This window comes from Mesorhizobium sp. M0028 (assembly GCF_040323855.1).
In the GTDB taxonomy this organism is placed as follows: domain Bacteria; phylum Pseudomonadota; class Alphaproteobacteria; order Rhizobiales; family Rhizobiaceae; genus Mesorhizobium.
The window spans coordinates 25,652-35,031 of record NZ_JAMYVG010000036.1; the positions used below are offsets into that span (position 1 = coordinate 25,652).

The 9,380-nt window shown below is 65.1% G+C and carries 6 protein-coding genes; all 6 read left to right on the plus strand.

Features of this window, described 5'->3' with window-relative positions; translation table 11 throughout:
- Positions 1–30 precede the first annotated feature (30 nt).
- The 6 genes from glnT (at position 31) to NKJ93_RS32605 (ending at position 9,201) form a co-directional block, all read left to right on the plus strand.
- Positions 31–1,338 (plus strand): type III glutamate--ammonia ligase, encoded by a 1,308-nt coding sequence (glnT, locus tag NKJ93_RS32580; RefSeq protein ID WP_023716762.1) that lies wholly within the window; start codon positions 31–33, stop codon positions 1,336–1,338.
- Positions 1,339–1,374: 36 nt separating this feature from the next.
- Positions 1,375–2,628: a sarcosine oxidase subunit beta family protein gene (locus NKJ93_RS32585; RefSeq protein WP_352548741.1), complete on the plus strand. Its 1,254-nt coding sequence runs from the start codon at positions 1,375–1,377 to the stop codon at positions 2,626–2,628.
- Positions 2,629–2,644: 16 nt separating this feature from the next.
- The gene (locus NKJ93_RS32590) at positions 2,645–2,920 is read left to right on the plus strand and encodes a sarcosine oxidase subunit delta (protein WP_023716760.1); all 276 of its coding nucleotides are present in this window, start codon (positions 2,645–2,647) and stop codon (positions 2,918–2,920) included.
- Positions 2,920–5,904 (plus strand): sarcosine oxidase subunit alpha, encoded by a 2,985-nt coding sequence (locus tag NKJ93_RS32595; RefSeq protein WP_352593469.1) that lies wholly within the window; start codon positions 2,920–2,922, stop codon positions 5,902–5,904. The genes NKJ93_RS32590 and NKJ93_RS32595 overlap by 1 nt, the downstream gene beginning before the upstream one ends.
- Complete coding sequence (locus NKJ93_RS32600; RefSeq protein ID WP_023716758.1) at positions 5,897–6,526, plus strand: sarcosine oxidase subunit gamma; 630 nt, start codon at positions 5,897–5,899, stop codon at positions 6,524–6,526. The genes NKJ93_RS32595 and NKJ93_RS32600 overlap by 8 nt, the downstream gene beginning before the upstream one ends.
- A gap of 305 nt (positions 6,527–6,831) precedes the next feature.
- A complete protein-coding gene (locus tag NKJ93_RS32605; protein WP_352593472.1) occupies positions 6,832–9,201 on the plus strand; it encodes a trimethylamine N-oxide demethylase in 2,370 nt (789 codons plus the stop codon).
- The last annotated feature ends 179 nt before the right edge of the window (positions 9,202–9,380 follow it).

Genomic DNA, 9,380 nt, shown 5'->3' on the forward strand with positions numbered 1-9,380 from the left:
AACCAAAATGCCAGTAAGCGAGGAATTATAATGGGGAACGATCTCGCCGCCTTCGCCAAGGAGAAGGGCGTCAAATATTTCATGATATCCTACACCGACCTGTTCGGCGGGCAGCGTGCCAAGCTGGTGCCGTCGCAGGCGATCGCCGACATGCAGCGGGACGGCGCCGGCTTTGCCGGCTTTGCTACCTGGCTCGACCTGACGCCGGCGCATCCCGACATGCTGGCCGTGCCGGATCCGGATTCGGTGATCCAGTTGCCGTGGAAGCCCGAAGTCGCCTGGGTCGCCGCCAACTGCATGATGGACGACAAATCGGTCGAGCAGGCGCCGCGCAACACGCTGAAGCGGCTGATCGCCGAGGCCGCCGGCGACGGCATGCACATCAAGACCGGCGTCGAGGCCGAGTTCTTCCTGATCTCGCCGGACGGCAAGACGATTTCCGACGAATACGACACGGCGTCGAAGCCCTGCTACGACCAGCAGGCGGTGATGCGCCGCTACGACGTCATCGCCGAGATCTGCGACCATATGCTGGCGCTCGGCTGGGGCGCCTACCAGAACGACCATGAGGACGCCAACGGCCAGTTCGAGATGAACTGGGCCTTCGACGATGCTCTGGCGACCGCCGACAAGCATTCCTTCTTCAAATTCATGGTGAAATCCGTTGCCGAAAAGCACGGGCTGCGCGCGACCTTCATGCCGAAGCCGTTCCAGGGCCTGACCGGCAATGGCTGCCATGCCCACATCTCGGTTTGGGACAGGGACGGCAAGACCAATGTCTTTGCCGATAATGCGATGGAACTCGGCCTGTCGGCCAAGGGCAGGAATTTCCTCGGCGGCATCATGAAACATGCTTCCGCGCTTGCCGCCATCACCAACCCGACGGTCAATTCCTACAAGCGCATCAACGCACCGCGCACCATCTCCGGCGCCACCTGGGCGCCGAACACCGTGACCTGGACCGGCAACAACCGCACCCACATGGTGCGCGTGCCCGGCCCCGGCCGCTTCGAGCTGCGCCTGCCCGACGGCGCGGCAAACCCCTATCTGCTGCAGGCCGTGATCATCGCCGCCGGGCTCGACGGTGTCCGCTCGAAGGCCGATCCCGGCCGGCGCTACGACATCGACATGTACCAGTTCGGCCATACGGTCGAAGGGGCGCCGAAGCTGCCGCTCAACCTGCTCGACGCATTGCGCGAGTTCGACAACGACAAATCGCTCAAGGCGGCGCTGGGTGAGGAATTCTCGTCGGCCTATCTAAAGCTCAAGCAACAGGAATGGAATTCCTATGCTTCCCACTTCACCCAGTGGGAGCGCGACCACACGCTCGACATCTGATCCGGAATTGTTGCACGCCCGGCGCGAAACAGGTTCATGAAATACTCGATCTTCTCCCTCGCCCGGGCGGCATTTTCCGGCCACAAGAACTGGCAGCGCACCTGGCGCGACGCCAGCCCGAAGAGCCACTACGACGTGGTGATCATCGGCGGCGGCGGCCATGGACTGGCGACGGCATGGTTCCTCGCCAGCGAGTACGGCATCAGGAATGTCGCGGTGCTGGAAAAAGGCTGGATCGGCTCCGGCAATGCCGGCCGCAACACCACCATCATCCGCTCCAATTACGGGCTGCCCGGCAATACCGGCTTCTACGAGCTTTCGATGAAGCTGTGGGAACGTATGGAGCAGGACCTCAACTACAACACCATGGTCAGCCAGCGCGGCGTCATCAATCTCTACCATTCCGACGCGCAGCGCGACGCCTACGCACGGCGCGGCAACACCATGCGCATCAACGGCATCGATGCCGAACTGCTCGATCTGGCGGCGGTCAGGAAGATGATGCCGTTCCTGAACTTCGACAATGCGCGCTTTCCGGTGCAGGGCGGCCTCTTGCAGCGGCGCGGCGGCACGGCGCGCCATGACGCCGTGGTCTGGGGCTATGCGCATGCGGCGAGCGCGCTCGGCGTCGACATCATCCAGAATTGCGAGGTGACCGGCTTTGTCCGCGACGGCAACGGCAAGGTGACCGGCGTCGAGACGAGCCGCGGCAAGATCGGTGCGGCCAAGGTCGGCATGGCGGTCGCCGGCTCCTCGTCGCGCGTCGCGGCGATGGCCGGCATGCGGCTGCCGATCGAAAGCCATGTGCTGCAGGCCTTCGTCTCGGAGGCGATCAAGCCGCTGATCCCCAATGTCATGACCTTCGGCGCCGGCCATTTCTACGTCAGCCAATCCGACAAGGGCGGCCTGGTCTTCGGCGGCGACATCGACGGCTACAATTCCTACGCCCAGCGCGGCAATCTGCCTGTAATGGAGGACGTCTGCGAGGGCGGCATGGCGCTGATGCCGATGATCGGCCGCGTGCGGCTGCTGCGCCAGTGGGGCGGCATCATGGACATGTCGATGGACGGCTCGCCGATCATCGACAAGACGCCGGTCGACGGGCTCTATCTCAATGCCGGCTGGTGCTATGGCGGCTTCAAGGCGACGCCCGGCTCCGGCTTGGTCTTTGCCCATCTTCTGGCGCGCGACGAGCCGCACAAGGAGGCGGCGCGCTTCCGCCTCGACCGCTTCCGGCGAGGTGCGATGATCGACGAAAAGGGCCAGGGCGCCCAACCGAACCTGCATTGAAGGCTGGCTGAAGAGCATGCGCATTGTCTGTCCCTTCTGCGGCGAACGCGAACTCGGCGAGTTCACCTATCTGGGCGACGCCAGGCCGGTGCGTCCGGCGGCCGGCTCCTCCGAAGACGAGGTCTTCGACTATGTCTATCTGCGCGACAATGTCGCCGGGCCGATGAGCGAATACTGGTATCATGGCGGCGGCTGCCGGGCCTGGCTGAAGGTCGCCCGCAACACGCTGACGCACGAGATTTCGTCGGTCGAGCCGGCTGCGGGCGTTGGCGCCGCCAAGGTGGGCGCCTGATGGTTGGCCCTGCGCAGACACACCGGCTGGAGAGCGGCGGTCTCATCGATCGCGCCGCGCCGCTGAGCTTCCGCTTCGACGGCAAGAGCTTTGCCGGCTTCCAAGGCGACACGCTGGCCTCGGCGCTGATTGCCAATGGCGTCAAGTTGATCGGCCGATCGTTCAAATACCATCGCCCGCGCGGCATCCTGACCGCCGGGTCGGAGGAGCCCAACGCGCTGGTCGAACTGCGCAGCGGAGCGCGGCGCGAGCCGAACACCAAGGCGACCACGGCCGAACTTTACGACGGGCTCGAGGCCGCCAGCCAGAACCGCTGGCCGTCGCTGCGCCACGATCTGATGGCGGTCAACCAGCTGTTTGCGCCGATCTTCGTCGCCGGCTTCTACTACAAGACCTTCATGTGGCCGGCGAAATTCTGGGAAGCGGTCTACGAACCGGCGATCCGCCGAGCCGCCGGTCTCGGCCGCGCCGCCGGCGTCGCCGATCCCGACCATTACGACAAGGCGTGGGCGCATTGCGACGTGCTGATCGCCGGCTCTGGCCCGGCCGGGCTCGCGGCGGCATTGGCGGCCGGGCGCAGCGGCGCCCGTGTCATCCTGTGCGAGGAAGATTTTGCGTTCGGCGGCCGTCTGCTTGCCGACGGCGGCACCATCGACAGCCTGCCGGCGGCCGAATGGATTTCGCGCACGCTGGCCGAACTCGCAGCACTCCCCGATATCCGCATCATGAACCGCACGACATTGTTCGGCGTCTATGATGGCGGCACCTATGGCGCGATCGAGCGGGTCAATGACCACCTGCCCTCCCCGCCAGAGCACCAAGTGCGCCAAAGGCTATGGCGGATCGTGGCTAGGCGCTGCGTCGTTGCCGCCGGCGCCATCGAGCGGCCGATCGTGTTTGCCGGCAACGACACGCCCGGCGTGATGATGGCTTCGGCGATGCGGACCTATGTCGCGCGCTACGCGGCGGCGCCGGCAAAGAGGATCGCGCTGTCCACCAACAATGCGGATGGCTGGCGCACGGTCGAGACCGCGCTCGCCGCCGGATTGCAGATCGCGGCGGTCGTCGATGCGCGCCCGGACGTCTCCGCCGCACATCGCGCGCTCGCCGCCAAGGCCGGCTTTCCGGTGCTCAGCGGCTCGGTCAACGGGGTCGAAGGCGGCAAGGCCGGCGTCCGGAAAATCGCGATCTCGCTGACCGGCGGCGCACGGGCGGAAGTCGAAGCCGACGGGCTTGCCGTCTCCGGCGGCTGGAATCCGGCGGTCGGGCTGACCTCCTACCATCGCGGCCGGCCGAAATGGCAGGACGACATCGCAGCCTTCGTCCCGGACGGTGCGCCTCCGGGCATGATGGCCGCAGGCGCCGCCAACGGCGCCTTCGGGCTGGGCGACTGCCTGCGCCAGGGCTTTGCCGCAGGAGCGGCGGCAGCACAGAGTGCCGGGCGCAGCGGCAATGCCGGCACGCCGCCGGTCGCCGACGATGAGGCGTTTTCGCTGACGTCGCTCTGGCATGTCGCCGGCAAGGGCAAAGCCTTTGTCGACTACCAGCACGATGTCACGGCGTCCGACATCGAACTGGCGCAGCGCGAGGGTTTCGAATCGGTCGAGCATCTGAAGCGCTATACGACGCTCGGCATGGCCACCGACCAGGGCAAGACCTCGAACGTCGCCGGCCTCGCCATCATGGCTACGTTGTCAGGCAAATCCATTCCCGAGACCGGCACGACGATCTACCGCCCGCCCTATGTGCCGGTCGCTATCGGCGCCTTCGCCGGCCATCATCGCGACGAGAACTTCCATGCGACGAGGCTGACGCCGTCGCATCACTGGGCAGCCGAACAGGGCGCGGTGTTCGTCGACACCGGCCTGTGGAAGCGCGCGCAATGGTATCCGCGCGCCGGCGAAAAGGACTGGCTGGAATCGGTGACGCGCGAGGTCAAGGCGGTGCGCTCCGGCGTCGGCTTCTGCGACGTCTCGACGCTCGGCAAGATCGACGTGCACGGCCCGGACGCCGGCGCTTTCCTCGACCGCGTCTACATCAACACCTTCTCCAGTCTTGCCGTGGGAAAAGCCCGCTATGGGCTGATGCTGCGCGAGGACGGCATCGTCTATGACGACGGCACCACCTCGCGGCTGGCCGAGGACCATTATTTCCTGACCACCACCACCGCCAAGGCCGGGCTGGTGATGCAGCATCTCGAATTCTGCCGGCAGGTGCTATTTCCTGAGCTCGACGTCCAGCTCACCTCCGTCTCTGACCAGTGGGCGCAATTCTCGATCGCTGGACCTAGGACCCGGGACCTGCTCCGGGAAATCGTCGATCCGGCCGAGGATCTGTCGAATGAAGGTTTTCCGTTCATGGGGGCGCGCGAGGTATCGCTTCGCGGCGGCACCAGGGCACGGCTGTTCCGCATCTCGTTCTCCGGTGAGATGGCGTTCGAGATTTCGGTTCCCGCCCGTTACGGCGACGCGCTGGTGCGCAATTTGATGCTGGCCGGGAAGCCATTCGGCCTTACGCCCTACGGCACCGAGGCGCTCGGCGTCATGCGCATCGAAAAGGGCCATGTCGCCGGGCCGGAGCTGAACGGCACGACGACGGCCGCCGACCTAGGCCTCGGCAAGATGATGTCGACCAAGAAGGATTTTATCGGCCGCGTCATGGCCGGGCGCGAGGCGCTGGTCGCCCCGGACCGGCAGGTCGTGGTCGGCATCAAGCCGACGGATAAGGCAAGCCGCCTGCGTTCCGGCGCGCATATCATTCCGAAGGACAAGACACCCGGTCCCGACAACGACCAGGGCTACGTCACCTCGGTCTGCTTCTCGCCGACGCTCGACCAGTGGATCGGGCTTGGCCTGGTCGAATGCGGCCGCGAGCGCATCGGCGAGATCGTCCATACGCATGACCCGCTGCGCGGCGAAGACTACGATGTCGAGCTGTGCAGCCCGGTCTTCTACGATCCGGATGGAGGGCGCCAGCGTGGCTGAGTTTTCCTGGATTGCCCGCAGTCCGCTGGAGCACGCGCTCGTCGTCGGCGCCCATGGCGCGCGCGGCACCGAGGCCGGCGTTTGGCTGACGGAAATCCGCAATTTCGACCTGATCCAGGTGATGGCGCGGCGCGGCAAAACGGCGGAGCTGGCAAAAGCTGCCCAGGCCCGTTTCGGCGTTGCCGCACCGGAAACGCCCAAGGCGGTCCGAGTTCCCGACGCTACGCTGATCTGGTCGGGACCGGATCAGTTCCTCGTCCTGTCCAATGCCGGCAAGCACGCGATCGAACCGCTGAGCCAGGCGTTCTCGCAATCCGCCTCGCTATCGGACCAGTCGCATGCGCGCGTCCTGATCAGCGTTTCGGGAGAAAAAGCGCGCTCGATGCTGGCCAAATTGTCTTCACTAGACCTGCACCCGGCGGCATTTCCGGTCGGCACCGCCGCCGCAACATCGGTCGATCACACCAGCATCAATCTCTGGCGCGGCAATGACTGGCCGGATGGACAGGCGGTGTTCAATCTCCTGGTGTTCGCGACGTTTGCCGGGAGCCTGTGGCACACGATGCTCGATGCCGCCGCGGAGTATGGCGTCGATATCCGGCATTCCGAGGAATTGGCATAGCCTTGGCGCGTCTTCCCTTCTCCCCTTGTGGGGTCCGAAGGACGGGACGAGACCCGTGGCTCGCCCACCCAGGGCGGTGGATCGGCGCGCAGCGCCGAGACGGATGAGGGGTGTTCCAGCGGAGTGAGAGGCTGGCGTTCCCTGGAACACCCCTCATCCGTCGCCTTCGGCGACACCTTCTCCCCAAGGGGAGAAGGGGGAGCTTGTGCCACCTTCACCTTGCCAACTCCGGCTCTTCTGCCCTATTCTTCCCGCTAAAATAATTTCACGCACAGGCAAACTTGTTTCTCGAAACCAGGGTTGAGATGAGCCAGTCGCCCTACCCCGTAATCGCCGCCGGACCGCCCCGGCCGAGTCTGATCCTGCGGCCAGGCCAGATCGCGCTGCCGGCCGGGATGGAGCGCTATTCGGTTCAGGGCAATGGCGCGGTGCTGATCGAGGTCGAGGCCGGCGACAGCATCACTGTGCGCAATATCGAGGGCGGGCAGGCCTGCGAGCTGCTGGTATGGGACAGCACCGGCGTAACCGATCCCGGTATTCTCGGCGAAAAATCGAACAGCAATGCCGCCGGCATTAAGGCGCTGCTGGCCGATAGCGACGATAGCCTCGCTTCCTTGCGCCGAGGCCTCGAACGTCGCCAGGTACAGCTAGATCAGGCAAAGGCGGTCCGCGTCTTCGGCGGCTCCACCCCTGCCGGCACCGAACAGAGCTTTGCGATCGCCCGCGACGGCTCGATGCTCGTCGCTGCACCCGACGGTCCGATGCTGGTCGACGGCCACGATACCGCAACGCCGCTCAGCGTCATCCTGCGCCGCGCCACGATCCGTCCAGCTGCGAAGTCGCGGCTTGCCGACCCGCTGGCCGATCCGGTGCTCGATCTGCGCGTCCATTCGGCGACGGCGGAAGCCTATTTCGTCAAAGCCGGCGACTATCTGCAGATCATCGATGTCGACGGGCGCCAATGCACCGACTTCCAGTGCTTTTCGGCGCGCAAGCTGGACAAGGGCCGCGATCATCCGCTCGACGTGACGACGACGCGCACGCTGATGGGTTCGAGCTATCCGATGCCCGGGCTGCACTCGAAATATTATGACCAGGACATGGAGCCGCTGGTCGAGGTTATCCAGGACACTTGCGGCCGCCACGATGCATTCGCGCTCGCCTGCGCTGCCAAATATTACGACGACATCGGCTATCCCGGCCATCCCAACTGCTCGGAGAATTTCAACCGCGCGCTGGCCGACAAGGGCGTGACGCCCCGCGCCGGCTGGATGGCGATCAACTTCTTCTTCAACACGGCCATCGACGCGTATGGCGTCGTGGTTTCCGACGAGCCGTGGTCGCGGCCGGGCGACTATGTGCTGCTGCAGGCGCTGACCGACATCGTCTGCGTCTCGTCCGCCTGCCCCGACGATACGACGCCGGCCAATGGCTGGAACCCGACCGACATCCATGTGCGGACCTATTCCGGCCAGCACAAATTCTCGCGAGCGATCGCCAGACGCATGACGCCCGATTCGGAACCGAAAATGACCCGCGAGACCGCCTTTCATTCGAGCTTTGCCAAGCACACCCGCAACTTCGTCGAGTACAAGGGTTATTGGCTGGCCAATTCCTTCGCCAAGCAAGGCCCGATCGGCGAATACTGGGCCTGCCGGCAGGATGCAGTGATCATGGACCTGTCGCCGCTGCGCAAGTTCGAGATCACCGGCCCGGATTCGGAAGCGCTGCTGCAATACACGCTGACCCGCGACATCAGGAAGCTCGGCGTCGGCCAGGTCGTCTATTCCGCCATGTGCTACGAGCATGGCGGCATGATCGACGACGGCACGCTGCTTCGGCTCGGCAAGGATAATTTCCGCTGGGTTGGCGGCGACGATCTATCCGGCGAATGGCTGCGCGAAACGGCGACGAAACTCGGCCTTACCGTGCTGGTGCGTTCATCGACCGACCAGATGCACAATGTCGCCGTGCAGGGACCGAAAAGCCGCGACATTCTCAGGCAGATCATCTGGACCTCGCCGCTGCAGCCGTCGATCGACGAGCTCGAGTGGTTCCGCTTTGCCGTCGCCCGCATCGGCGGCGGCAACGGCATTCCGGTCGTCGTTTCGCGCACCGGTTACACCGGCGAGCTCGGCTACGAGATCTGGTGCCATCCGCGCGACGCCGAAAAGGTGTTCGACGCCATCTGGGAGGCCGGCCAGCCGCACGGCCTGAAGCCGATGGGGCTGCAAGCGCTCGACATGGTGCGCATCGAGGCCGGGCTGATCTTTGCCGGCTACGAGTTCTCCGACCAGACCGACCCCTTCGAGGCCGGCATCGGCTTCACCGTGCCGCTAAAGACCAAGACCGACGATTTCATCGGCCGCGAGGCGCTGATCCGCCGCAAGGAAAACCCCCAGAAGAAGCTGGTCGGCCTCGACATCGACGCCAATGTCGCGGTCGGCCACGGCGATTGCGTGCATGTCGGCCGCGCCCAGGTCGGCGTCGTCACCTCCGGCATGCGTTCGCCGGTGCTGAACAAGAATATCGCGCTGGCCAGGCTCGACGTCGCGCATTCGGCGATTGGCACCGAGGTCGAGATCGGCAAGCTCGACGGCCACAGCAAGCGGCTGCCGGCGCGCGTCGTCGCCATTGCCCACTACGATCCGCAGAAGACCAGGCCGCGCTCCTGATCGACGCTGCCTGGTTCTTCCCTTCTCCCCTTGTGGACCTGTTGCGCAGTCATGAGCAAAAGCTTGCGGCGGCGGGGTTGCGGCGGTTGTTCGCTTTGCGGGGGATTTGACGTCTTGTTTGGGGTTTCAGGCGGTCGTCCGACCCTGTATGGGCGGAACTCAGGCGCACCTATCCCGCG

What these genes read in the sequence shown, in the direction of transcription:
- glnT (WP_023716762.1), top strand. Translation starts at nt 31, where the DNA reads ATGGGGAACGATCTCGCCGCCTTCGCCAAGGAGAAGGGCGTCAAATAT.
- NKJ93_RS32585 (WP_352548741.1), top strand. Translation starts at nt 1,375, where the DNA reads ATGAAATACTCGATCTTCTCCCTCGCCCGGGCGGCATTTTCCGGCCAC.
- NKJ93_RS32590 (WP_023716760.1), top strand. Translation starts at nt 2,645, where the DNA reads ATGCGCATTGTCTGTCCCTTCTGCGGCGAACGCGAACTCGGCGAGTTC.
- NKJ93_RS32595 (WP_352593469.1), top strand. Translation starts at nt 2,920, where the DNA reads ATGGTTGGCCCTGCGCAGACACACCGGCTGGAGAGCGGCGGTCTCATC.
- NKJ93_RS32605 (WP_352593472.1), top strand. Translation starts at nt 6,832, where the DNA reads ATGAGCCAGTCGCCCTACCCCGTAATCGCCGCCGGACCGCCCCGGCCG.